The organism is Amycolatopsis minnesotensis (assembly GCF_039529815.1).
GTDB classification, from domain to species: Bacteria; Actinomycetota; Actinomycetes; order Mycobacteriales; family Pseudonocardiaceae; genus Amycolatopsis; species Amycolatopsis minnesotensis.
This window is the reverse complement of record NZ_BAAANN010000028.1, coordinates 37,127-60,611: the sequence shown is the minus strand read 5'-3', so window position 1 is coordinate 60,611 and position 23,485 is coordinate 37,127. Positions and strand designations below refer to the sequence as shown.

Annotated in this window: 20 protein-coding genes and 1 pseudogene; 9 read left to right on the top strand and 12 right to left on the bottom strand. The window is 70.2% G+C overall.

The window, feature by feature from the left end; genetic code table 11:
• Positions 1-5 precede the first annotated feature (5 nt).
• On the bottom strand, positions 6-1,580 hold the full coding sequence (gene mdlC / locus ABD256_RS30000) for a benzoylformate decarboxylase (protein WP_344426420.1): 1,575 nt from the start codon (positions 1,578-1,580) through the stop codon (positions 6-8).
• A gap of 100 nt (positions 1,581-1,680) precedes the next feature.
• Here mdlC and ABD256_RS29995 point away from each other — a divergent pair, with 100 nt between their 5' ends.
• The 3 genes from ABD256_RS29995 (at position 1,681) to ABD256_RS29985 (ending at position 5,109) form a co-directional block, all read left to right on the top strand.
• The gene (locus tag ABD256_RS29995) at positions 1,681-2,577 is read left to right on the top strand and encodes a LysR substrate-binding domain-containing protein (RefSeq protein WP_344426417.1); all 897 of its coding nucleotides are present in this window, start codon (positions 1,681-1,683) and stop codon (positions 2,575-2,577) included.
• 596 nt (positions 2,578-3,173) lie between these two features.
• On the top strand, positions 3,174-4,430 hold the full coding sequence (locus tag ABD256_RS29990; protein WP_344426414.1) for an HNH endonuclease signature motif containing protein: 1,257 nt from the start codon (positions 3,174-3,176) through the stop codon (positions 4,428-4,430).
• 367 nt (positions 4,431-4,797) lie between these two features.
• Positions 4,798-5,109 (top strand): hypothetical protein, encoded by a 312-nt coding sequence (locus ABD256_RS29985; protein WP_344426411.1) that lies wholly within the window; start codon positions 4,798-4,800, stop codon positions 5,107-5,109.
• A gap of 163 nt (positions 5,110-5,272) precedes the next feature.
• Here ABD256_RS29985 and ABD256_RS29980 read toward each other — a convergent pair whose 3' ends face one another.
• From ABD256_RS29980 to ABD256_RS29950, 7 genes are read right to left on the bottom strand one after another with little or no spacing between them, the layout of a single operon-like run.
• Positions 5,273-5,659 carry an allophanate hydrolase-related protein gene (locus ABD256_RS29980; RefSeq protein ID WP_344426408.1) on the bottom strand — a complete coding sequence of 129 codons (387 nt, stop codon included), beginning with the start codon at positions 5,657-5,659 and terminating at the stop codon, positions 5,273-5,275.
• Positions 5,650-7,077, bottom strand: coding sequence for an NCS2 family permease (locus tag ABD256_RS29975; RefSeq protein WP_344426405.1), 1,428 nt, complete (start codon positions 7,075-7,077; stop codon positions 5,650-5,652). The genes ABD256_RS29980 and ABD256_RS29975 overlap by 10 nt, the downstream gene beginning before the upstream one ends.
• A 46-nt stretch (positions 7,078-7,123) precedes the next feature.
• Positions 7,124-7,609 (bottom strand): nucleoside deaminase, encoded by a 486-nt coding sequence (locus ABD256_RS29970; protein ID WP_344426402.1) that lies wholly within the window; start codon positions 7,607-7,609, stop codon positions 7,124-7,126.
• A gap of 23 nt (positions 7,610-7,632) precedes the next feature.
• Positions 7,633-9,918 (bottom strand): xanthine dehydrogenase subunit D, encoded by a 2,286-nt coding sequence (gene pucD, locus ABD256_RS29965; protein WP_344426399.1) that lies wholly within the window; start codon positions 9,916-9,918, stop codon positions 7,633-7,635.
• Complete coding sequence (locus ABD256_RS29960; protein ID WP_344426396.1) at positions 9,915-11,261, bottom strand: 8-oxoguanine deaminase; 1,347 nt, start codon at positions 11,259-11,261, stop codon at positions 9,915-9,917. Before ABD256_RS29960 ends, pucD begins: the two co-directional genes overlap by 4 nt.
• Positions 11,258-11,725 carry a (2Fe-2S)-binding protein gene (locus ABD256_RS29955; protein ID WP_344426393.1) on the bottom strand — a complete coding sequence of 156 codons (468 nt, stop codon included), beginning with the start codon at positions 11,723-11,725 and terminating at the stop codon, positions 11,258-11,260. Before ABD256_RS29955 ends, ABD256_RS29960 begins: the two co-directional genes overlap by 4 nt.
• Positions 11,716-12,597 carry an FAD binding domain-containing protein gene (locus tag ABD256_RS29950; protein ID WP_344426390.1) on the bottom strand — a complete coding sequence of 294 codons (882 nt, stop codon included), beginning with the start codon at positions 12,595-12,597 and terminating at the stop codon, positions 11,716-11,718. Before ABD256_RS29950 ends, ABD256_RS29955 begins: the two co-directional genes overlap by 10 nt.
• Before the next feature lie 127 nt (positions 12,598-12,724).
• Between ABD256_RS29950 and ABD256_RS29945 the strand changes: the two genes are divergently transcribed.
• Positions 12,725-14,137 carry a PucR family transcriptional regulator gene (locus tag ABD256_RS29945; protein ID WP_344426387.1) on the top strand — a complete coding sequence of 471 codons (1,413 nt, stop codon included), beginning with the start codon at positions 12,725-12,727 and terminating at the stop codon, positions 14,135-14,137.
• A 139-nt stretch (positions 14,138-14,276) separates the two neighbouring features.
• Here the strand turns inward: ABD256_RS29945 and ABD256_RS29940 are convergent, their stop codons facing one another.
• Positions 14,277-15,026 (bottom strand): LamB/YcsF family protein, encoded by a 750-nt coding sequence (locus tag ABD256_RS29940; RefSeq protein WP_344426624.1) that lies wholly within the window; start codon positions 15,024-15,026, stop codon positions 14,277-14,279.
• 73 nt (positions 15,027-15,099) lie between these two features.
• Here ABD256_RS29940 and ABD256_RS44515 point away from each other — a divergent pair.
• A pseudogene (locus tag ABD256_RS44515) lies at positions 15,100-15,450 on the top strand (class I SAM-dependent methyltransferase); the annotation flags it as partial.
• Positions 15,451-15,541: 91 nt separating this feature from the next.
• Entirely contained in the window at positions 15,542-15,838 is a 297-nt protein-coding gene (locus ABD256_RS29935) for a hypothetical protein (protein ID WP_344426384.1), read from the top strand.
• 138 nt (positions 15,839-15,976) lie between these two features.
• Here ABD256_RS29935 and ABD256_RS29930 read toward each other — a convergent pair whose 3' ends face one another.
• Positions 15,977-17,230 carry a DUF6986 family protein gene (locus ABD256_RS29930; protein ID WP_344426381.1) on the bottom strand — a complete coding sequence of 418 codons (1,254 nt, stop codon included), beginning with the start codon at positions 17,228-17,230 and terminating at the stop codon, positions 15,977-15,979.
• Positions 17,231-17,235: 5 nt separating this feature from the next.
• Positions 17,236-18,819, bottom strand: a complete 1,584-nt coding sequence (gene aceB / locus ABD256_RS29925; RefSeq protein ID WP_344426378.1) for a malate synthase A — start codon at positions 18,817-18,819, stop codon at positions 17,236-17,238.
• A gap of 106 nt (positions 18,820-18,925) precedes the next feature.
• On the opposite strand from aceB, the gene ABD256_RS29920 reads away from it, so the two are divergent.
• Positions 18,926-19,699, top strand: a complete 774-nt coding sequence (locus ABD256_RS29920; protein ID WP_344426375.1) for an IclR family transcriptional regulator — start codon at positions 18,926-18,928, stop codon at positions 19,697-19,699.
• Between the two features lie 49 nt (positions 19,700-19,748).
• Here the strand turns inward: ABD256_RS29920 and ABD256_RS29915 are convergent, their stop codons facing one another.
• Positions 19,749-20,555, bottom strand: a complete 807-nt coding sequence (locus ABD256_RS29915) for a right-handed parallel beta-helix repeat-containing protein (protein WP_344426372.1) — start codon at positions 20,553-20,555, stop codon at positions 19,749-19,751.
• Positions 20,556-20,693: 138 nt separating this feature from the next.
• Between ABD256_RS29915 and ABD256_RS29910 the strand changes: the two genes are divergently transcribed.
• Positions 20,694-22,526 (top strand): serine/threonine-protein kinase, encoded by a 1,833-nt coding sequence (locus ABD256_RS29910; RefSeq protein ID WP_344426369.1) that lies wholly within the window; start codon positions 20,694-20,696, stop codon positions 22,524-22,526.
• Between the two features lie 47 nt (positions 22,527-22,573).
• A complete protein-coding gene (locus tag ABD256_RS29905) occupies positions 22,574-23,362 on the top strand; it encodes an FHA domain-containing protein (protein WP_344426366.1) in 789 nt (262 codons plus the stop codon).
• Positions 23,363-23,485 lie beyond the last annotated feature (123 nt).

Below are 23,485 nucleotides of genomic sequence, written 5' to 3'. Positions count from 1 at the left end.
ATCCTCTATTCGGGGGTCGTAAGCGCGGTGTCGACCTGGATCAGTCTCGGTCCCGCGGACGCCGTGGCGAGCTGCGCGCGCAGTTCGCCGAGTTCGCGCACCGAAGTCGCGGGCACGCCGTACCCGGCCGCGATGCTGGTGAAGTCCATGCCGGGGATCTCCGTGCCGGGGACGTCCGGGGTGCCGAGCAACCCGGCGAACCAGCGCAGCGCGCCGTAGCTGCCGTTGCGCAGGATGACGAAGGTGACCGGCACGCGGTACTGGGCGGCGGTCCACAGCGCGGTGATCCCGTAGTTCGCCGAACCGTCCCCGATCACGCCGACGACGGGACGGCCGGGATCCCCCATCGCCACGCCGACCGACGCGGGCAGGCCGAAACCGAGTCCGCCGGAGGCGGGGAAGAAGTACGAACCACCGTGGCGGAGATCCATCTGCCGCCACCACGCGGCGTTCGTCGATGTCGACTCGACCACATAGCGCGTGTCGGCGGGCTGCGTGTCCCGCAACGCGGCGAACACCTGCTCCGGATGCAGTGCGTCACCGGAGACCGCGGGTTCCGGGTTCGGCACGAAATCCGGTTCCGCGCCGTCGCGCGCGGGCAACCCCAGCAGCGCTTCGATCACCGCGCCGGGATCGGCGACGAGCGCCTGGCCCATCGGCGCGCGCGCTGCCGCCTCCGCGTCGCCGGTCACCTGCACCAGCCGCGCGCCCTCCGGCAGGTACGGGCCGGGGACGTGCTGGTGGTACCGGAACACCGGCGCGCCGAGCACGAGCACCAGGTCATGGCCTTCCATCGCCTTCGAGATGTCGGCGATCCCCGCCGGGAGCACACCGCGGGACAACCGGTGCCGGTTGGGGAACGACAGCCGGAACGGCGACGGCGCGCCCCAGGTCGGCAGCGCCAGGTGCTCGGCGAGGGCCACCGCGCGGTCGAACAACCCGCCGGCGTCGATGTCGCCGCCCAGGACCAGCGCCGGGTTCTTCGCGGCCGTCACCTGCTTCGCGAGCCAGTCCAGATCCTGCTCGCTCGGGGCGGCGCCGCGGCGAACCTCGCGGTCGAGCACGGCCGCCGCGTTGGCGTCGATCTCGGTTCCCCAGTCGTCATAAGGGACCGAAAGATACGTCGGGCGCTTCCGGAGCTGCGCCTCGAACACGGCCTGCGCCAGCGACCGCGGCACGTCCGCCGCGCAGGCGGGTTCACCAGACCAGCCCACCAGCGGCCGCATCAGCTGCGCCGCGTCCACATTGGACAGCATGCCTTCCATGCCGATCACCGAGCGCACCTGCTGGCCCGCGGTGAGCACCAGCGGTGACGCGGAGTAGACGGCGTTCGTGAGCGCGCCCATCGCGTTGCCGGATCCGGCCGCCGCGTGGAGGTTGACGAGCACCGGGCGCCCGGTCACCTGTGCGTACCCGTCGGCCATGCCGACAACGGCGCCCTCGTGCAGGCCGAGGACGTAGCGGAACGAGCCCGGCAGCTCCGCGAGGAACGGCAGCTCGTTCGAACCCGGGTTGCCGAAGATCGTCGTGAGCCCTTGGCGCTCAAGGAACTCGTGCGCGATCCGGCGGGCCGTCGACATCGTCCAGGTCCTCCTCGGTGATGAGAGTGACTCGACCCTAAGCACGGCGGCGAGTATGTTCCAATAGATGTTTCGCTGAGGCAGTATCGATGGGATCTATATGGCGGACTTCGACCTGAACCTCGTGCGCACGTTCGTGCTGCTCTACGAGACCCGCAGCGTGACCTCGACGGCGGAGGCCCTGCACGTCACCCAGCCCACCATCAGCTACAGCCTGCAGAAGCTGCGCCGCCGCTTCGGCGACGAACTGTTCCGCCGCACCGGCGCCGGGCTGGCCCCGACCACGACCGCGCGCGAACTGTACGAACCGCTCCACGCCGCGCTGGCCTCGATCGAAGCGGCGGTGAGCGGCACGCAGACCTTCGACCCGGCGACCGCGCGCGCCGGGTTCACCCTGTGCCTCTCCGACCTCGGCGAGGTGTCGCTGCTCCCTCGGCTGATGGCCGCACTGCGCACCGAGGCGCCGGGAATCACGCTCACCGTGCGCGCACTGGACGTCGTCAACGCCGAAGATCAGGTGGGCCGCGGCGAAATCGACGCCTTCATCGCGTCGCCGTTGATCAGCTCGCACCGCATCGCCCGCGTCCCCCTCTTCGACGAGGACTACGTCGGCGTCGTCGCGGCGAACCACCCGCGCCTGCGCGGAAAGCGCCTGACCGCCGCGGCACTCGGCGGCGAGCAGTACGTGACCGTCTTCGGCCCGACCGGCCATGAAGGCCCGCGCAAAGCACTCGAAGCACGCGGCCTGCTCTCCTCGGTGGTGCTGGAGATGACCCGGTTCGCGTCGTTGCCGTACCTGGTCCAAAACGGCGAACTGGTGGCCATGGTGCCGCGCGACGTCGCCACCGTGTTCGCGGGAAACCATCCCGTCCGGCTGCTGGAACTGCCCTTCGAGGTCGAACCGGTGCGGGTGTCGATCTATGCGCGCCATTCGCATGCGCGGAGTGCGCCGCAGCGGTGGCTCATCGAGTTCATGCATCAGGTTTTGGCTCGATGATGGCTGGTTGGTTGGTTTTGCGCGGTGCCGGTCGTCGTGTTGGGTCTCTGTTTAAAAATGGCTTTGGACTGGAGGAGGCGGGGCGGCTTGCGCAGCCTGGCCGCCGGTTGCGTTGTTTCTTGTCTCGCAACGATTTCTTAGTGGTCTACTTTGGACTTCGTTTTGAGATTCGCCCGGATGGTGAGCGTGAGGTCGCCGAGTTGAAGCGTCACCCTGGTGCGAATTCGGGTAGTTCGTCGATGCCGCCGCCGTCGGACCGGTTCAACAAGCCGAAGCCGAAGTCGTTGCGCGGCAACGAAGCGGGTGGGCGAGTTCCGGATCCTGCCGACCTTTCGTGGTGTCGCGGTCCACGACGGCTGACACCCTTACGACTACTACGGCCTCACACACGCCCGGTGACCCTGAAGCCGCTGATCACCCAATTCTTCCACGCTGTCAACGTCGGCTTGGTCCCGCATCCAAAGCCCAGCTGAAAATCCGCACTCCGCAACGCCATCACCGGGAACCCTTGACTACGAACAAAACTCGCAACAACCTGAATAGTTACCCCGGATGGGGTATCGAACGTTTGGGCGAATTCGGGGTAGAATGGTGGGGTGTCCGAGACTTCTTCCCTTGTACCGCAGCGGGAGCTGTGGCAACTCACCGCGCGTGAGAAAGCCGCCGCGCTGCGGGAAGAGCTGATGTCCTTGTGGCAGCAGGAATCCCGGGTCTACCGGATCATCGCCGACCTCGACAACGGCGGCTCCCGCGAACTGGGATACCCCTCGACTACCGCTTTGGTGGCCGAGATCGCGCGGACCTCGTCGGCGGCGGTGCGGAAGATGGTCGCGCGGGCGATCGCCCTCAACCCCAGCCACGGTGTCGGTGGCGCGGAGATTCCGGCAGCGGCGCCGTTGACCGGGCAAGCGGCGGCGGAGGGTGCGATCTCGCCACAGCACACGGACGCGATCGTGGCAGCACTGCGATCCATCCCAGCCACCGTGTCGGCGGCGGAGCGGGAGAGGACCGAGAAGACTCTGATCGACCTCGCCCGCAACGCCGGTATGCCCGAGCTCGCCCAAGGATGCCAACGGCTACGGGACACGCTTGATCCCGACGGTGCCGAACCCCGTGACACCCCTGAACCGGCACGGTCGATGCGGTGGCACACCCGCAAAGACGGCTCAATCAAGTTCGACGGTTATCTTGATCCTGTTTCGGGGGCGAAGACGCTGGCACTGCTGGAACCGCTCGCGGCGGCTCGTAAGGACGATCCGAGTGATAATCCGTTGGTGCGCGGGCAGGCTGAGCGCAACGGGGACGCGTTCATGGAAATGGTCACCCTCGCCGCCAGCCACCCCGACTCCCCCAACCGCAGCGGCACCCGCGCGGACCTCATCGTCACCATCACCCTCAACGACCTCAAAGCGAAGCTCGGCAAGGCCTGTCTGGACATGGTCACCGACATCACCGCCAGCGAAGCCCGCATCCTCGCCTGCGACTGCAAAATCATCCCCGCCATCCTCGACAGTGCGGGACAGCCCCTGGAAATGGGACGAGCCAAACGCCTGGTCACCGAAGCGATCCGATACATGCTCGCCATCCGCGACCGCGGATGCGCCTTCCCCGGATGTACCCGCAAACCGAGACACTGCGAAGCACACCACGTGCTGCCGTGGCACGCCGGCGGCAAGACAGACCTGGGCAACCTCGTACTGCTATGCGGCTACCACCACCGCCTGCTACACAACAGCGACTGGACACTCCGCATGGTCAACGGCATGCCCGAATTCACCCCACCAGCATTCCTCGACCCCTGGCGAAAACCCAGAACCAACACCATCCACACCGCCCAACCCCGCGCCGCCTAACCGGAACCCCGCCACCCCAGCGGGGCACCCCGGCAGCACCAGCGGACGGTCTTCCCGACAGGAGCCAGCACCACCCGCCCCCGCGGGAAGACTCACTCGCCCGCCCCGCCACCACCGTGCGCGGCACGGCGAGCAACCCATTACGTCCACAATGGACTACCAGCTCCTGCCACCACACTTCCCGTCTCGCCCTCGACTTCGCCGCCCGGAGAGTCGGGGAAGGCTGTTCACCTGCGTACGCGGCAATCCCGGAATGTGTCGAGTGTGATGCCCTGGCATGGCAGCTCGATGCCAGCCTGGTCACCACGGCGTCGTGCCGCTCCACACTGGCGTGCGACGTTGTCGGCGAGCGCAGGGAGAACAAGGCATGCAGCAGGGCGCGAAATGGATCGCGGTCGCGGGGACCGGGTGTGCGGTGGGAATGGCACTGGCCACGCCCGCACTGGCGGCAACGCCGTCGGCCGCGCCGCAGTACAAGCTCGTCACGGCCTCCGGACCTTACGGCGCCTTCGCCAAGTGTCCGGCGGGTTTCACCGTCACCGGCGGCGGCGCCAACGGCACGCCGAACGTGGAGCTGCTGCAGTACTACAGCAAGCCAGCGGACGATCTTTCCGGGTGGGCGGTGTCGGGCGGTCAGAGCTACATGGTCGCCTACGCCGTGTGCGTTTCCTCCGGCTGACGGTCACCACGGGCACGCCCTCCTAGGTCAGGCGAACGGCATCCGGCTCAGCGGCACAGGTAAGTGCGCACCTCGTGCCACGAAACCCGGGCGCGCCGCGACCGCAGGCGCACGACAGGGGTCAGCAGGCCGACGTCCGCCGGTTTCCCGTGCCGTACGAGCGCTATCCGAATCCCCGTTCCGCGCGATAGGCGCGCCAGTCGCCCCAGGACGTGATGTCCAGCAGGTCCCGCGAACTCAGCGCGGACTCCCTGAGCACCGTCGCCAGGCACGACGCCCCATCGGCCAGCTCGATGACGCCCAGTTCCAGTTCGGGCGGTTCGGCGGGCACCAGGTGCTCCCGCAGCACGGTCAGCGGCAGGTCGTAGACCTCGCCGACGACCGCTGCCCCGCCAGAGGGGACCTCGTGCATGGCGGGGAACCGGTCGCCGACCGAGTAGTACCGGTACCGCGGGGCGCTGCGGGCCGCGCCGACGAGCGGGGCACCGCGCAGCTGGTCGTGGAGCGGGCCGCCGCGCATGCCGCCGCCGTTGAGGAACATCAGAACCACGACATGACCCCTTCGATTCCGAAGTAGACGGCGAACACGGCGGCGAGCACCCCGAGCAGCCAGCCGATCTCGCGGACCTTTCCCTTGCCCAGCTTGATCACCACGTACGCGATCAGCCCGGCGCCGATGCCGTTGGTGATGGAGTAGGTGAACGGGATCAGCGCGGCGGTGAGGAAGACCGGGATCGCGAACTCGATGTCCTGCCACGGGATCCGGCGGCACTGGGCCATCATCATACCGCCGATCACCACCAGCGCCGGTGCGGCGGCCTGCGCCGGGACCACGGCCGCGATCGGGGTCAGGAACAGGGTCGCGGTGAACAGGGCACCGGTCACCACGCTCGCGAGGCCGGTCCGCGCGCCTTCGCCGACGCCCGCCGCCGACTCCAGGAACACCGTGTTCGGCGCCGATCCGGACAACCCGCCCGCCAGCGCGCCCGCGCCGTCGACGAACAGGATCCGGCCCATGCCTTCGACCTTGCCGTCCTTGGTCAGGCCTGCCTCGTCCGCGACGCTGGTGATGGTGCCCATCGCGTCGAAGAAACCGGACAGCACCAAGGTGAAGAGGAACACGCCCGCGGTGACCGGGCCGGCGGACGCGAAGCCGCCGAACAGGTCGACCTGCCCGAGCAGGCTGAAGTCCGGTGACGCCACGACGTGGTCCGGCACCTTCGGCTCGACCAAACCCCAGCCGCCGACGTGGAACGCCGAGTCGACCACCACCGCGAGCACGGTCGCGACCAGGATGCTGATCAGCACCGCACCGGGCACGCCACGGCTGATCAGCACGATCATCAGCAGCAGCCCGAGGCAGAAGATCGCGATCGGCCAGCCGGCGAGGTGCCCGTCGAGGCCCATCCGCACCGGGACAGTGGAATGCGCGATATCGGGTGTCCTGGTCACGAACCCGGCGCTGACCAGACCGACGAGCGCGATGTAGAGCCCGATGCCGACCGTGATGGCGGTCTTGAGCGGCATCGGGATCGCGTTGATGATCCGCTCGCGCACCCCGGACACCGCCATCAGCACGATGCAAACGCCTTCGAGCACGACGAGGCCGAACGCCTGCGCCCACGTCATCGCCGGTGCCATCTGGAACGCGACGATCCCGTTGACCCCGAGGCCCGCGGCGAGCGCGAGCGGGGCGTTGCCGACGAACCCCATCAGGAGCGTGGTGATCCCGGCCGCGAGCGCGGTCGCGGTGGTGACCTGTTCGGTGGTGAGCCGCACGCCGGTGATGTCGGCTGACGCGCCGAGGATGAGCGGGTTCAGCAGCACGATGTAGCACATCGCCACGAACGTGGTGAGGCCGCCGCGGACCTCCCTGCCGAAGGTGCTACCGCGATCGGAGATCTTGAAGAAGCGGTCGAGCGGTCGCCGGGCGGGCTCGGACCGCGGTTCGGTGTCGAGCTGGGTCATTCGGTCCTCCACAACGGTGTGGACGGCACGGACTCGGGCCATGGTGTCAGTAGGCGAGCCTGTCGGGTTTCGACAGCCACGCGTCGAACGGGGCTCGATGATCCACAGTGGACAGCTTGGCCACGGGTACCGGCCAGCTCTCGCGTGAGGTGGTGAACAGGTCGTAGAACGCGCGGTCGTCGAATCCGGCGACGGCCGCGTCATCGCGGTCCGCCGCGTACAGCACCTTGTCGACCCGCGCCCACAGCGCGGCGGAGATGCACAGCGGACAGGGCTCGCACGACGAGACGAGCACGCACCCGGTGAGCTGGAAGTCGCCGACGGCCCGGCAGGCCGCGCGGATCGCCACCACCTCGGCGTGCGCGGTCGGATCGAGCGTCGGCGTCACCTGGTTGGTGCCTGCCGCGATCACCGACCCCGCGCGCACCACGACGGCGCCGAACGGGCCGCCGCCTGCCTCGACGTTCTCGGTGGCGAGCCGGATCGCCTCGCCGAGCCACTTCTGGTCCTCAGTGGACATAGTTGTCCCCATGGTTCGTCTCACTCCAACGAAATCTAGGTACCGGTGATGTGTTCCGGGCGTACCGGGACACGGGTCAGCGCGAGCCCGGTCGCCTGCCTGATCGCCGCGACGATCGCGGGTGTCGAGGAAATGGTCGGCGGTTCGCCGACGCCGCGCAGTCCGTACGGCGCGTTCGGGTCGGCGAGTTCGAGCACGTCGATGCTCATCGGCGGCATGTCGAGCACGGTCGGGATCAGGTAGTCGGTGAAGGAGGGGTTGCGGATCTTCCCGCCGGAGGTCTGGATCTCCTCCATCACGGCGAGGCCGAGCCCCTGCGCCGAGCCGCCCTGGATCTGCCCGAGCACGGCCTGCGGGTTCATCGCCTTGCCCACGTCCTGCGCGCAGTCCAGTGCGATCACCTTGACCAGGCCCAGCTCCACGTCCACGTCGACGACGGCGCGGTGCGCGGCGAAGCCGTACTGCACGTGTGCGTCGCCCGCACCGGTTTCCGGATCGAGTGTCTCGGTAGGACGGTGCCGCCACTCGACCGTCTCGTCCAGCACGTCGTCGCCGAGCACCTCGGCGAGATCCGCCAGCACACCGTCCTTTTCGGACACGAGCTTTCCGCCGGAGACGGTGAACGCCGCGCCACCGAACCGCCCGGCTGCGCGGGAGAACAGCGACTTGCGCACGGCGAGGCAGGCGGCCTGCACCGCGCCACCGGTCACGTAGGTCTGCCGCGACGCCGAGGTCGAACCCGCGTTGCCGATCGTGGTGTCCATCGGCAGGATCGTCACCTGCTCGACGCCGAGTTCGGTCCGCACGATCTGCTGCATCACGGTGACCAGGCCCTGGCCGACCTCGCAGGCGGCGGTGTGCACGGTGGCCGCGACCTCGCCGCCGACGACCTGCAGCCGCACCCGCGCGGTCGAGTAGTCGTCGAACCCTTCGGAGAAGCAGATGTTCTTGATGCCGACGGCGTAGCCGACACCCCGGACCACGCCTTCGCCGTGCGTGGTGTTCGAAACGCCACCCGGGAGCGTGCGCAGATCGGCTTCGCCCGCCCTGTCCGCGGGCAGCGGCTTGCGCTGGACCCGTCGCAGCAGTTCCTCGACCGGCGCGGCCGAATCCACCACCTGGCCGGTCGGCATCAGGGTGCCCTCGCGCATCGCGTTGCGCGCCCTGACCTCCACCGGGTCGAGCCCGCACGCTTCGGCGAGTCTGTCCATTTGGGACTCGTAGGCGAACCCGGCCTGCACCGCGCCGAACCCGCGCATCGCGCCGCACGGCGGATTGTTCGTGTAGGCGCCCCAGCAGTCGATCGACACGTTCGGGACATCGTAGGGGCCGACGCCGAGCGTGGCCGCGTTCGCCACCACCGCACCGGTGGACGACGCGTACGCGCCGCCGTCGAGGTACAGCTTCGCCTTGACGTAGACGAGTTTGCCGTTCTCGTCGGCGCCGTGCTCGTAGTACATGCGCGCCGGGTGGCGGTGCACGTGCCCGTAGAACGATTCTTCCCGGTTGTAGACCATCTTCACCGGCTTGCCGGTGTGCAGCGCCAGCAGGCAGGCGTGGACCTGGATGGACAGGTCCTCCCGCCCGCCGAACGCGCCGCCGACCCCGCCGAGGGTCAGCCGCACCTTGTCCGCGGGCAGGCCGAGCGCGGCCACGATCTGCTGCTGGTCGACGTGCAGCCACTGGGTCGCCACGAACAGGTCGATCCCGCCGTCCTCGGCGGGCACCGCGAGCCCGGATTCCGGCCCGAGGAAAGCCTGGTCCTGCATACCGACCTCGTAGGTGCCCCGGACGACGACGGCCGCCGCCCCGATCTCGCCGCGGCGGATCGGCACGTGGCGCACGATGTTTCCGTTGGGATGCAAGGAAGGTGAGGGCCCGTCAACGGCGGTTTTCGCGTCAGTAACCGGATCCAGCACCTGGTAGCCGACGCGGATGCGGTCCATCGCGCGGCGCGCGGTCTCCGGGTGGTCCGCCGCCACGACGGCGACCGGCTCGCCCTGGTACCGCACCACCTCGTCCGCGAGCACCGGCTGGTCGGGGTGTTCGAGGCCGTACCGGTTCACCCCCGGCACGTCGTCGTGCGTGAGCACCGCGTAGACACCGGGCAGCTTGAGCGCTTCGGTGATGTCGATGCCGGTGATGCGCGCGTACGGGTGCGGGCTGCGCAGGGTGGCGCCCCACAGCATGTCCTCGTGCCACAGGTCCGACGAGTAGGCGAACTCCCCGCGCACCTTGATCGTCCCGTCCGGGCGCTGCGGGCTGTCGCCGACCCCGTTCGCGGTCCCGCTGACCTGGCCGGTTTCCGTCGAAGTACTCATCGCGACTCCCGGAGTTTCGCACTCGCCGACCGCAGTTCGCCTGCCAGCACCGTCTCGTCCTCGGTCCGCAGCTCGCCGTCGGACACCACGGTTTCCCCGCCGACGAACAGGCGTGCCAGTGGCGGTGTCGCGCCGAGGACGAGCGCGGCCACCGGGTCCGTGATGCCCGCGTACCGCAGGTCGTCGAGCCGCCACACCGCGAGATCGGCCAGCTTCCCCGGCTCGATCGAGCCGATTTCCCGCTCCCTGCCAAGGCATTTAGCCCCGCCCATGGTGCCGAGCCACAACGCCTCGCGGGTGCCGAGCGCGCGCGGGCCGCCCCGCTGGCGCGCCTGCAGCAACGCCTGGTGCAGTTCCTCGCCGAGCCCGCCGGACTCGTTCGACGCGGCGCCGTCGACGCCGAGCCCGACCGGGGCGCCCGCGTCCAGCAGTTCCCGCACCGGGGCGATCCCGGTACCGAGCCTGCCGTTCGATGTCGGGCAGTGCGCCGATCCCGTCCGTGTGGCACCGAGCCTGCGCACCGCTTCCGGCGAGAGGTGCACGGTGTGCGCGAGCCACACGTCCTCGCCGGTCCAGCCCAGTCTGCCGGCGTATTCCGCCGGCGTGCAGCCCACTTCGGCGAGGCACTGCTTCTCCTCGTCGAGCGTCTCCGCGAGGTGGGTGTGCAGGCGAACTCCCTTGCGGCGAGCCAGTTCCGCCGCGCCGGTCATCAGCTCCTCGCTGACCGAAAACGGCGAACACGGGCCGACGGCGATGCGCACGCGGGCTTCCGGTGACGGGTCGTGATAGGTGTCGATGGCGTTTTCGGTGCCGAGCAGCGCCGCTTCGGTGGTCTCGACGAGGTTGTCCGGTGGCAGCCCGCCGTCGGACTCGCCGCGGTCCATCGACCCGCGGACCAGGTGCAGGCGCGTGCCGATCCGGTTCGCCGCCTCGACCAGCGCGGCCACCTGGTCGCCCGCGCCGGAGGGGAACACGTAGTGGTGATCGGCGACCGTCGTGCAGCCGGTGGTCGCGAGCCTCGTCAGCCCGGCGGAGGCGGCGGCGTGCGTGATCCCGGCGTCGAGCCCGCCCCAGACGGGGTACAGCTCGACGAGCCACTCGAACAGGGTCGAGTCGGGCGAGTACCCGCGCGTGGCCCACTGGTAGAGGTGGTGGTGGGTGTTGACGAGGCCGGGCGTGACCAGGCATCCGCGCGCGTCGACGCGCTCGTCGAACTCGCCCTGCGCGGGGCCTTCCCCGACCGCGACGATATGCGCGTCTTCGATGAGCACGTGCCCGGAGCGGTACTCGGTTCCGTCGGCGTCCACCGTGGAGATCGCGGCGTTCTCGATCACCGTCCTCATGAGACACCCCTGGTGGCGGCCAGCCGCACGGCGTCGAGGATCTTTTCGTACCCGGTGCACCGGCACAGGTTTCCCGCCAGCGCTTCGCGGATTTCCTCGTCACTCGGTGCGGCGACCCGGTTGAGCAGGTCGTGCGCGGCCACCACGAGTCCCGGCGTGCAGAATCCACACTGGACGGCCCCGGTCTCCACAAAGGACTGCTGGACCGGGTCGAGTGTGTCGCCGTCGGCGAGCCCTTCGACGGTGCGCACCTGCCTGCCCTCCACCTGGCCCGCCGCGACGAGGCACGAGCACACCGGCACGTCGTCGAGGTAGACCGTGCACGAGCCGCACTCGCCCTGCTCGCACGCGTTCTTGGAACCGGGCAGGCCCATCCGCTCGCGGAGCACGTAGAGCAGGCTCTCGCCCTCCCACACGTCGTCCGCCTGGCGGGTCTCGCCGTTGACCGTCACGTTCACGCGCATGATCGCGCACCTCCCTGGTAGGAGTTCCACGCCCAGCTCAGCGTCCGCCGCGCCAGCACGGACAGCGCGTGCTCGCGGTAGTCGGCGCTGCCGCGGACGTCGTCGATGGGAGCGGCCGCCGACGCGGCCAGTTCGCCGAAGCGGCGGCGCACCGAGTCCGCGATCGGTGCCCGCGTCGTCCAGAGCCCGGTGTCGCTGAGTTCGGCGGCCAGGAACTCCTCGGCCGCCGTCGCGCGGCGCGGGGTGGGCGCGGCCGACCCGACCGCGGCGCCGACCGCCTCACGCTCCGGGTGCAACGCGACCGCGAACGAGCACACCGCGATCACCATCGCGTTGCGGGTGCCGACCTTGGCGAACTGCTGCGGCCCCGGCGCCGACGGCAGGTGCACCGCGGTGATCAGTTCGTCCGGCTCGAGCGCGTTGCGCTTCACGCCGAGGTAGAAGTCGTCGGCGTCGATGAGCCGCGTTCCCCGTACCGACGCGGCCTCGACCTTGGCGCCCGAGGCGAGCAGCACCGGATGGGTGTCGCCGGCGGGCGAGGCCGCGCCGAGGTTGCCGCCGACCGTGCCGCGGTTGCGGATCTGCGGTGAGCCGACCGTCCTCGACGCCATCGCGAGCGCGGGCAGCCGTTCCCCGAGTTCCCCGATCACCCTGACGTAGGGCACTCCGGAGCCGAGCCTGATCGTGCCGTGCCCGGCCGACCACTCCGTGAGTTCGGCGATCCCGGTGAGATCGAGCAGCGCGGCCGGGCGGCGGTGGTCGAAGTTCAGCTCGACCATGACATCCGTGCCGCCCGCGATCGGTACCGCGCCGGGGCGCTCGGCCTTGACGGCCAGCGCCTCGCCGAGGCTGCTCGGGCGGAGAAAGTCCACTGAAACTCCTCAGGTTCCGTACTGGGCGTCGTCCAGTACACACACCGGGCGCGCACCCCGGCAACGGCGCCGAAGTATGAAACTCCGCCAGCGAATCGCGCTCGTGTTGTGGTTTCCTACAAAGCCTATGACCGCGGTGAAAACTCTGCTGGAGATCCCCGAGCTGCGCTTGCGCCTGCGCAGCGGCTCGGCGTTCCTCGATCGCGAGGTCACACGCATCTACGGCACCGAACTTGCGGATCCGGGCCGGTACCTCTCGGCGGGTGAGCTGGTGCTCAGCGGCCTGCTGTGGTGGCGCGCGCCCGGCGACGCCGAACCGTTCGTCGCCGCGCTGGGCCAGGCGGGCAGCGCGGCACTCGCCGCGTCCGGCGCGGATTCCGGCGGGATACCCGGCGATCTGGTCGAGGCGTGCGAGCGCCACCGGATCCCGCTGCTCGAAGTGCCTCCCGACCTGTCGTTCGCGGTGGTCACCGAACGGGTGGTGCTCGCGCTCGCCGCCGACCGGCGGAAGCTGTCCGCCGCGGCCGACGAACCGCCCGAGACGCTGCTCGGGATCGGCGCGGAAGAGCTGGGGGTGCCGTGCTGGCTGGTGTCCGGCAGCGGCCGGGTCGTCGCCTCGGCGGGGCCGGACCTACCGGCGCCCCGCGCGTTCGTCGAGCGCTACGCGCTGGTGCGCGAGGCATTTTCCGACGGCGCGTACGCCGTGCGGCCGATCGCGGGCGGGGCGGCGCTGCCGTGGCTGCTCGTGGTGAAGGGGGAAACGGGACCCGTCGGCGAGGAGCTGGCGGTGCTGATCGGAGCCGCGCGCGCCCGCGCCGATCGGGTGAACACCACGGCCGGTCCCCTGATCGCGGTACTGGCCCGTGCGACCGCGAGCGAACCCGAGCTGGCGAGCGCGTTCGGGGGAACGGACCTGCCAGCCGATGCCGAACTGCGGGTGGTGATCGCCCGCGCGCCGGGCGGGCTCGCGCGTGAGCTGCTGGCCGATCTGGTCACCGGTTCAGCGGTGTTCGGGGAGCGCGACGGCGAGGCGTGGGCGATCGTGGAGACCGCCGGTGCCTGGCCGGCCGATTGGGCGACCGGCGCGGCCGCCGCGGTGTCCACTGTGGAGCTTCTGGTCACCGGGTCCGTCCGGATCGGGCTCAGCGGGGCGACGAGCCTGGCCGGGTTGCGCGGCGCGGCGCAGGAGGCGCGGCATGCCGTGGACGCGGCGCGGCGCGGGCACCCGGTGGTCTCGGCCGAGGAGCTGAACGTGGCGAGCCTGCTCGTGGCGGGCGCTCCGGACGAGCTGAGGGCGACGATCCGCCGCCGCGTGCTGGGACCGTTGCTCGCGCACGACGAGGCGCAGCGAGGGGATCTCGTGCACACCGTGCGCACCTTCCTGAAGTGCAACGGCTCCCCAGCGCAGGCGGCGAAGGAACTGCACGTGCACGTGAACACCCTGCGCTACCGCATCGCGAAGGCGGGCGAGCTGCTCGGCACCGACCTGACCGATTTCACCAGCCAGGTGGAGATCCACCTGGCGCTGCTGGCGGAATGAGCCCGGCGGCGATCACACGAGAATGCCCCTTCGTTCGATCGGGGACCCCCCGATTCACAATTTACCGGACGCCACCGACGGTTTCCGGGCGTCGGGTTCGGCATCCGGGTCCGGTGGCGGGTCAGGTTCAGGCGAAGGCTCAGGCGAAGGGTTCGATCGGCACGTCCGCGTCGGCCAGCGCGGCGCGGATCCGGCGCGCGATGTCCACCGCGCCCGCCGTGTCGCCGTGCACGCACAGGGACCGCGGGGTGACCGCGACCTCGCTGCCGTCCTTCGCCACCACGGTGCCCTCGGTCGCCATCCGCACGCTGCGCTCGACCACCACCTCCGGATCGTGCACGACGGCGCCCTCTTCGCGCCGCGGCACCAAGGTGCCTTCCGGGGTGTAGGCGCGGTCCGCGAACGCCTCGACGACCGTGCGCAGCCCGGCCTCTTCCGCCTGCCGCAACCATTCCGAGCCGGGCAGCCCCAGCACCGGCAGCGCGGGGTCGTAGCGGCGGACCGCCTCCACGACCGCGGCCGCCTGCTCGGCGTGCTTCACGATCGCGTTGTACAGCGCGCCGTGCGGCTTCACGTACTTCACGCTGGTGCCCGCGATGCGCGCGAACCCGTCGAGCGCGGCGATCTGGTAGATGACGTCGTTGGTCAGCTCCTCCGGCGCCACGTCGATGAACCGGCGCCCGAACCCCGGCAGGTCCCGATAGCCCACCTGCGCGCCGATCGAGACACCGCGTTCGGCCGCCCGTTCGGTGACGCGCCGCAGAATGGTCGGGTCCCCCGCGTGGAACCCGCACGCCACGTTCGCGCTCGACACGATGCCCAGCAACGCGTCGTCGTCGCCGAGGCGCCAGTTGCCGAACCCCTCACCGAGGTCGCTGTTGAGGTCGATCACCGCGCTCTCCTTCCCTCCGCACCGAACGTACTAGGTGTTTGCGCACGAAGGGCTCACTAGGCTCGGGGGAATGTCGGCGGACTGGACGAACGAAGCCGCGATCGGGCGATGGGACGCCACCGCGACCCCCGAAGCGATGGAAGCCCACTCGGGCGAAGGCGACTTCGCCAAGCGCCATCTGGTGAACACCGAACTGCTGCGCCTGCTCGGCGACCCGCACGGCAAGCGGGTACTCGACGCCGGATGCGGTACCGGCTACTTCAGCCGCATGCTCGCCGCGCGAGGGGCGCGGGTGGTGGGCGCCGAGCCGTCGGAGGCGATGGTTTCCTTCTGCACGGCCAAGGAAGCCGAACTGGGCCAGGGCATCACTTACGTCGAAGCGGATCTGTCACGGGCGCCCGATCTCGGCGGGCCGTTCGACGCGGTGGTCTGCAGCATGGTCCTGATGGCGATCCCGGACTGGAAGCCCGCGATGCGCGCGCGTCGCGGCGCTCCGCCCCGGTGGCCGGTTCGTGTTCGCCTTGGTCCACCCCGCGTTCGAGCGCCTGCTGGAAACCTGGCGGACGCACGGGGAGTACCGCGTCGGGCGCTATCTGGAGGAATACGAGATCCCCGGGCCCGCCGCACCCGGCTTCCACCGGCCGATCTCCGCGTACCTCACCGAAGTGGCCGCGCTGGGCTGCCACATCCGCGAAGTCGCCGAGCCCGGCCTCGATCCGGCCGCCGCCGGGGAAGCGGGCGTACCGGGAATCGAGGGATACGTCCGGCTGCCCGACTTCCTGCTGGTGGCCGCGGACGCACCCGCCTGACCTCATGTGCTGGGATTTCGCCGCTCGCGCCTCTTCTCGTTCCCGCGCGCACGCCCCTGCCGAGGGCCTTCAGGGACGTGAATGCCGAGGATGCGGCCTTTGCGAACCGGCTCGGTCTCCGGGGCGCCTGCCCGTGACCTACGCGCGGCGGATGTGGCGGTCCAGGCCGGGGCGGTCCGCAGTGGTGCGTTCGGCGACTTCGGATTCGGTGAGCGCGCCGCAGTCGAGGCCGCGGCTCAGGTAGGCCGCGAGCGCCTGCGCGGTGGCGGGTTCGTCGAGGACGCCGCCTGCGGTCTTCTCGACGTAGTCCCGCAGGCGAGCCGCGGCCGCGGGGAAACCTTCGCGGAAGAAGACGTAGGTCGCCGTGTACCGGCTCGGAAGCTGGTGCGGGTGCAGGTCCCAGCCCTGGTAGAAGCCGCGTTCCAGCGAGCGCCGCACGAGACGGGCGTGTTCGCGCCACGCGGCGAGCACGGTGTCCCGGTCGCCGACGGGGAGCTTGTTCGTCGAACCGTCCGAGAGCAGGACGCCGGTGCCCGCCGCCGACACCTGCATCAGGGCCTTCGCGAAATCGGCGGCGGGGTGTTCCACGCTCTGGTACGCGGCACTGATGCCGAGCCCGGCGCTGTAGTCGTAGGTGCCGTAGTGCAGCCCGGAGCACCGCCCCGCCGCCGCCTGGACGATGCGCGCCACGGCCACCGTGCCATCGACGTCCACAATGGACTGCGGAGTCTCGATCTGCACTTCGAAGCGCAGCGAGCGCGCGGGCAGCCCGTAGGCGCCTTCCAGCTTTTCGAACACTTCCACCGCGGCGGCGACCTGCTCGACGGCGGTGACCTTCGGCAGCGTCACCACGAAGCCCGGCGGCAGCGAACCGACGCCGAGCAGCGCGCCGAGGAAGAGGTCGAGCGTGCGGATGCCACGGCGGCGCGTCGCGCGTTCGAAGCTCTTGAACCGGATCCCGGCGAACGGCGGCGCGGTCCCGGCCGCCACCGATCGCGCGAGCGCCGCACCGGCCGACACCGCGGCCTCGTCCTCGACGTCGTCACCGGGCTTGCCGAAGCCGTCCTCGAAGTCGATGCGCAGGTCTTCGATCGGCTCCCGCCGGAGCTTTTCCCTTACCCGGTCGTACACCTCGACCGTCGCCTGTGGACCGAACACGCCCGCGAACTCGGCCAGGTCGCGGGCGTGCTCCTCCAGCGCGGCACTCGCCAGCGCACCCCACTCCCCGGCGAGCCCTTCGTGGTACCTGCTCGCCGGGACGTAAACGGTGTGCACGGGCTGGCGGACGGCGGGGCCGCCGGGGTAGTTCGCTTCGACGCGCGCGTCCGCATCGCGCAGGCTCGCGTCGATCGCGTCGTAGAACTCGCCGGAAAGCCGGCCGCCGCCGCCCATCGCCGTTACTTGATCTTCTCGTAGGCGGGCAGGGTCAGGAAGTCCGCGAACTGCTCCGCGAGCGCGACCTGCTCGAACAGCTCGACGGCCTGCTCCAGCAGTTCGGCGGGCACGACCTCGGCCAGCTCCTTCTTCGCCTCGTCCAAAGTGGACCGCACGAGCGCCTCGGTCACCTGCTGCCCGTCGTCGAGCGTGGTGCCGTTCTTGACCCACTGCCACACCTGCGAGCGGGAGATCTCGGCGGTCGCCGCGTCTTCCATCAGGTTGTGGATCGCCGCGGCGCCGTTCCCGCCGAGCCACGACGCGATGTACCGGACGCCGACGTCGACCGCCGCGCGCAGGCCGGCCGCGGTGGCGGCACCCTCGGTGGCGGCGACGTCGAGCAGTTCGTCCGCCGTCACCGAAACCTCTTCGCGCTTGCGGCCGAGCTGGTTCGGCTTGTCGCCGAGGACCTTGTCGAACTCTTCGCGGCAGATGTCGACCATGCCGGGGTGCGCGACCCAAGACCCGTCGAACCCGTCACCGGCTTCACGCGCCTTGTCGGCGTGCACCTTCTCGAAGGCGCCCTTGTTGGTCTCCGGGTCCTTGCTCGGGATGAACGCGGCCATGCCGCCGATCGCGAACGCGCCGCGCTTGTGGCACGTGCGCACGAGCAGCTCGGTGTAGGCCCGCATGAAGGGCGCGGTCATGGTGACCGAGTTGCGGTCCGGCAGCACGAACTTCTCGCCCGCGTCGCGGAAGTACTTGATGACGCTGAACAGGTAGTCCCAGCGGCCCGCGTTGAGGCCCGACGCGTGCTCGCGCAGCTCGTAGAGGATCTCCTCCATCTCGAACGCGGCCGGGATGGTCTCGATCAGCACGGTCGCGCGGATGGTGCCGTGTTCGATGCCCAGCTCCTTCTCGGCGTGGCTGAACACGTCGTTCCACAGCCGCGCTTCGAGATGGCTTTCCATCTTCGGCAGGTAGAAGTACGGGCCCTTGTCCGCGGCGAGCAGCGCGCGGACGTTGTGGAAGAAGTAGAGGCCGAAGTCGACCAGCGCGCCGACGCCCTTGCGGCCGCCGAAGGTGAGGTTGCGCTCGTCGAGGTGCCAGCCCCGCGGGCGCACCACGATGGTGGCGTGCTCGACGTCGTCCTTGAGCGCGTAGCTCTTGCCGTTGCTCTCCAGCGAGATGTCGCCGCGGATCGCGTCGCGGAGGTTGACCTGGCCGCCGACGACGTTGGCCCAGTGCGGGGTGTTGGCGTCCTCGAAGTCGGCCAGCCACACCTTCGCGCCGGAGTTGAGCGCGTTGATCGTCATCTTGCGGTCGGTCGGGCCGGTGATCTCGACGCGCCGGTCGCGCAGCGCGGGCGGCGCGTCGGCCACCCGCCAGTCGGACTCGCGGATCTCCTTGGTGTCCGGCAGGAAGTCGAGCCTGCCGGTGCGCTTGGCCGCTTCCCGCTTGCCCTTGCGCGCTTCGAGCAGCTCGTCGCGCGTACCAGCGAACTTGTCGTGCAGACCGGCGAGGAATTCGAGCGCTTCGGGGGTCAGGATCTCGTCGCCACGTTCGACAGTGCCGTCGAGGTCGCCGAGCACCTGGACTTCTGACATGCGGAACACCACCGTGTGTTGATAGAAGACGTCCATACGTTTTTTACATCTCGGACTATAGTTACCGCATAGCGGAAGCTCAATGCGAGCGTAAGGAGGGTCATCCGTGGCGGCGGAAAAAACTGGCCGGGACGGCGGCGTCCAGTCGCTGCAACGCGCCTTCGAGCTGCTGGAACACCTCGCGGACACCGGTGGCGAGGCCAGCCTCTCCGAGCTCGCCGCCAGCTCCGGGCTCCCGATGCCGACCATCCACCGGCTCATCAGGACCCTGGTCGCGCTCGGGTACGTCCACCAGAACACGAACCGCCGCTACGCGCTCGGCGCGCGGCTCATCCGGCTGGGTGAACAGGCGAGCATGCAGTTCGGCGCGTGGGCGCGGCCGCTGCTGGGCGAGCTCGTCGACGAGGTGGGCGAGACCGCGAACCTCGCGGTGCTCGAACGCGACGAGGTGGTCTACGTGGCGCAGGTGCCGTCGAAGCACTCGATGCGCATGTTCACCGAGGTCGGCAGGCGGCTGCTGCCGCACGGCACCGGCGTCGGCAAGGCGATCCTTTCGCAGCTCCCGGCCGAGGACGTGCGCGCGCTGCTCTCCCGCACCGGCATGCCCGCCTACACCGAGCACACCCACACCGATCCGGACCGGCTGCTCGACCACCTCGGCGAGATCGCCGCGCAGGGCTACGCACTCGACGAAAGCGAGCAGGAGCTGGGCGTCCGCTGCGTCGCGGTGCCGGTGACCGGGGTGCCGACCCCCGCCGCGATCTCGGTGTCCGGTCCCGAAGGGCGGCTCACGAAGGAAGCCGTCGGGCGGATCGCGCCGGTGGTGCAGCGCATCGCGAAGACCCTGGCCGCGCAGCTCGTGCTGACCCGCCCGGAATAGCGGAAACCCGGGGCAGGCGAGCCTGCCCCGGGGGTTCATCGGCTGCCGATCACGGCTCGCCGCCGGGCTCCGGTCCCTCGTAGCCCTTCTTCGAGGACTTGTCGATCCCGACCTCGTAGCCGATGTCGGGGCTGACCTTGTTGTCCTTCACCTTCGCGTACGTCGAGCCGATCGCGAGCCCGATCGCGTGGTCCGGCGACGCCGCGAACTCGTTGCCGGTGATCGTGGCGTGCTGGATGTCCTCGAACATCAGCGTCTGCGACGCCTTCAGCGTTTCGCAGAAGTTGTTCGTGATGGTGAAGTTCCCGCTGTGCCCCTTGCCGTCGCCCTCGCCGTCGTTCGGGCCCTCCGCCATCAGGCACATGTTGTCGATCTTTTCGCACCGGTTGCCGTCGATCAGCACACCGGTGCTCGACGGGGTGTCGCTGGCGAAGGTCTGCATGCAGTCGGCGTGACCGTTCTTGTTGCTGGTCCTGCTGACGGTGTTGTGCAGGATCTTCAGGTCGTTGCCGAAGAACCGGATCCCGTCGCCGTCACCACCGGTCGGGCTGGTGATGGTGTTGTCCTTGATGGTGATGTTGTTGCCCCGCAGTTCGATGCCGGGCGCCTTCGGCTTGGTCATCTTGTAGTTCTGGACGACGACGTTGTCCGCGTCGATGTCGATGCCGCCGACCTCCTTGCCCTGACCGTCGTAGACGGCGGGCTTGTCCGCGGTGCCACCCTTGCTGATCTTGAGCCGGGACGCGGAATCGCTCGCTCCCGGGGCGGCCGGTGCCGCCGACGCGAGCGGGGCCTGCGCCACCGCGATCGCGAAGAGCGCGGCAGCCGCCAGGCAGAATGTTCGTTTCTTTCTCATCTGACTCCCCTCTGGTCGATCACGGGCGAAACGCTAGGTGCGCCGCCCGGGAGGGGTCCCCGCGCGCACCTGGCAGGGTCAGGCCATTTTTCACCGCGCGAGACTGGTCCGTGTCACCACGTCACTACGATGTGCCGGGTGACGATCCGCGCCGGTGCCCTGATCGCGGGGCGCTATCGACTCGACGAGCAGATCGGCTCGGGCGGGATGGGCGTCGTGTGGAAGGCGACGGACTCCGAGCTCGACCGGGTGGTCGCGGTCAAACTCGCCCACGCCCACCACGACGACGCCCAGCTCCGCCGCCTCCAGGACGAGGCGAAGATCGCCGCCGGGCTGAGCCACCCGCACATCGTGACCCTCTTCGACCTGGTGCTCGACGAATCCGCCTGCTGGCTCGTGATGGAGTACGTGCCCTCGCGCAACCTCGGCGAGGTGCTCGACGCCGACGGCGCGCTGCCCGCCGCCGAGGTCGTCCGCATCGGCGCGCAGCTCGCGAGCGCGCTGGAAACGGTGCACGCGCGCGGCATCGTCCACGGTGACGTCGCGCCGCGGAACGTGCTGATCGCCGAGAACGGCACCGCCAAGCTCACCGATTTCGGGGTTTCCCGCGCGGTGTGGAGCGACGAGACCGTGACCGACAGCGGCCTCGTGCGCGGCACCCCCGCCTACCTGCCGCCCGAGCTCGCCGCCGGCGGCGAGCCGTCGCGCGCTTCGGACCTCTTCTCCCTCGGTGCCACCCTGTTCGCCGCGGCGGAGGGCGTTTCCCCGCTCGGCACCGCGGGGAACCCGCTCGCGTTCGTGCACCGCTCCGCCGGCGGGAAGATCGCCGCACCGACCGTCGGCGGCCCGCTCGGCGCCACCCTGTCGCGCCTGCTTTCCGTCAAACCGGGGGCGCGGCCGACCGCGGCCGAAACGGTGGCGCTGCTGAGGGACGCGGGCGAACCGGGCGCGGCGACCCGGCACGCCGGCGCGCCCGCGCGCGCCGGGCTCGGCAGGTTCCGCGGCAAGCGGTTCATCGCGATCGCCGCCGCGATCGTGGCCGCCGCCGCGATCACCACCGTCGTGGTGCTCACCCAACGGGAAACCCCGCCGCCACCTGCCGCCCAGCCCTCCCAGCCGCCCGCGCCGGCGCCGAGCGGCGTGCTCGGCGACCCGCGATCGGTGGACCCGTGCGGGCTGACCGACGCGGCCGCGCTGAGCCGGTTCGGGGACACCATGGTCTTCGGCGACGCCGCCAACTTCAGCCGGTGCGACGTGATGGTCCAGATCGACGGCAACGACGTCGCCGACGTCAAGATCCAGCTCGAGAACCCGTCCGACCCCGAACCGGGGCCCGATCAGCGCATCGAGCACCGCGGCGACATCACCGTCGTGTCGAACCCCCGTTCCGGCAAGCGATGCGAGCGCACCCTGCTGCTGCCCGACCGGTACGGGGTGTCGGTGATCGTCGAACAGGTGCGGGCGACGCCGGTCGACGTGTGCGCCGCGGCCGACACGGCGACGGGCAGTGCCGTCGAAACGGCGTCGAAGGGACAGCTCCCCCGGCGGAAGAACCCGCCGCCGCCGAACTCGATCGCCCAAGCCGACGCCTGCACGCTGCTCGACTCGGCCGCGCTCAGCCACGTGCCCGGCGCGGAACCGAGAGGGGACGCCGAGTTCGGGAACTGGGGCTGCCGCTGGAACACCCCCGACGGGTACGTGGACCTGAGATTCGACCGCCACCCCGAACTGTCCAGTGCGGACGGCACCCGTACCCAGCTCGCCGGTCACACCGTGTACGTGGAACCCGGCGGTGACGGCGACACCACGTGCGTGGCGAAGATCGTGCACCGCACCTACACCAACGCCGACGGCGACCAGACCACCGAACTCGCCCTGCTCGAGGTCGAGGGCGACTCGGCCGCGTCGATCCTGTGCGACCAGGCGAAAACGCTCGCGACGACCGCGGCGGGCAAGATGCCCGCCACCTGACGGTATCCCGCCGGGTGACACCGAACCAGACCAGCACGGAGAGTGATATGGACGTCGGGCGATCGCTTCCGGCGGCGTACGGCAGCCTGGCGCGGGGCGTGCCCGTGTCGGCCGTGGGCACGCTGTTCGCGCTCAGCCTCGCCGGCGGGATCACCCTCGGCCCGAAGGAAGGCCGTTCCATCGTCTTCGGCCGCAACCGGCCGGAGGTGCACGTGTGCCTCGGCGAAGACGACCCGAGGGTGAGCAGGCAGCACGGCACGCTGTCCCACCGCGAAGGGGCGTGGTGGATCAGCAACACCGGCAAGCTGCCGATCCGGCTGCCCGGCTCGCGGCTGCTCTTCGGCGACGAGGAGCCGGTACCGCTCACCGAGGGGTACACGCCGCTGTTCGTCCGCGGCTCGCACAACCGCGAGCACCTGCTCGAGGCGTACGTGACCGGGTCGACCGGCGTCAAACCACCGCCGCGCCACGAGGAGATCACGCAGCCGCCGCGCACCTGGCTCCTGCAGGCCGACGAGCGGGTCGCGCTGATCGTGCTCGGCCAGCGCTACCTGCTGCACGAGCTGCGCCCGCAACCGCTTTCGTGGCGCCAAGCCGCCGCGCAGCTCGCACTCCTGCACCCCGAGGCGGGCTGGACGCCGAAACGGGTCGAGCACGTCGTCGTCGCGGTGCGGAACCGGCTCTCCCGCGGCGGTGTCTCCGGGCTGACCAGGGAAGAGGTCGGCGAGCCCGTCGGCAACACGTTGAACGACAACCTGCTGAAGGAACTCCTGCTGTCGACCACCCTGGTCCCGCCGGATCTCGTACTCCTGGACGATCTCGCCCCCGCGGACTGATTCGCGCATGCCCGGTGGTCGCAGCGCTGACGCGCGCGTCGACTCCGGTTCGTCGGGGAGCGGAGGCGTGGAGCCCGCCGGGGCCCTGAAGGGCGCCTTGGGGGACCCTGACGCCGCGATCTC

Coding starts and splice junctions, on each gene's coding strand:
- ABD256_RS29945 (WP_344426387.1), top strand. CDS start 12,725: ATGACCGCGGTGAAAACTCTGCTGGAGATCCCCGAGCTGCGCTTGCGC.
- ABD256_RS29970 (WP_344426402.1), bottom strand. CDS start 7,609: ATGGGGACAACTATGTCCACTGAGGACCAGAAGTGGCTCGGCGAGGCG.
- ABD256_RS29905 (WP_344426366.1), top strand. CDS start 22,574: ATGGACGTCGGGCGATCGCTTCCGGCGGCGTACGGCAGCCTGGCGCGG.
- ABD256_RS29930 (WP_344426381.1), bottom strand. CDS start 17,230: ATGGGCGGCGGCGGCCGGCTTTCCGGCGAGTTCTACGACGCGATCGAC.
- ABD256_RS29915 (WP_344426372.1), bottom strand. CDS start 20,555: ATGAGAAAGAAACGAACATTCTGCCTGGCGGCTGCCGCGCTCTTCGCG.
- ABD256_RS29960 (WP_344426396.1), bottom strand. CDS start 11,261: ATGAGGACGGTGATCGAGAACGCCGCGATCTCCACGGTGGACGCCGAC.
- aceB (WP_344426378.1), bottom strand. CDS start 18,819: ATGTCAGAAGTCCAGGTGCTCGGCGACCTCGACGGCACTGTCGAACGT.
- ABD256_RS29975 (WP_344426405.1), bottom strand. CDS start 7,077: ATGACCCAGCTCGACACCGAACCGCGGTCCGAGCCCGCCCGGCGACCG.
- ABD256_RS29995 (WP_344426417.1), top strand. CDS start 1,681: ATGGCGGACTTCGACCTGAACCTCGTGCGCACGTTCGTGCTGCTCTAC.
- ABD256_RS29985 (WP_344426411.1), top strand. CDS start 4,798: ATGCAGCAGGGCGCGAAATGGATCGCGGTCGCGGGGACCGGGTGTGCG.
- mdlC (WP_344426420.1), bottom strand. CDS start 1,580: ATGTCGACGGCCCGCCGGATCGCGCACGAGTTCCTTGAGCGCCAAGGG.
- pucD (WP_344426399.1), bottom strand. CDS start 9,918: ATGAGTACTTCGACGGAAACCGGCCAGGTCAGCGGGACCGCGAACGGG.
- ABD256_RS29955 (WP_344426393.1), bottom strand. CDS start 11,725: ATGCGCGTGAACGTGACGGTCAACGGCGAGACCCGCCAGGCGGACGAC.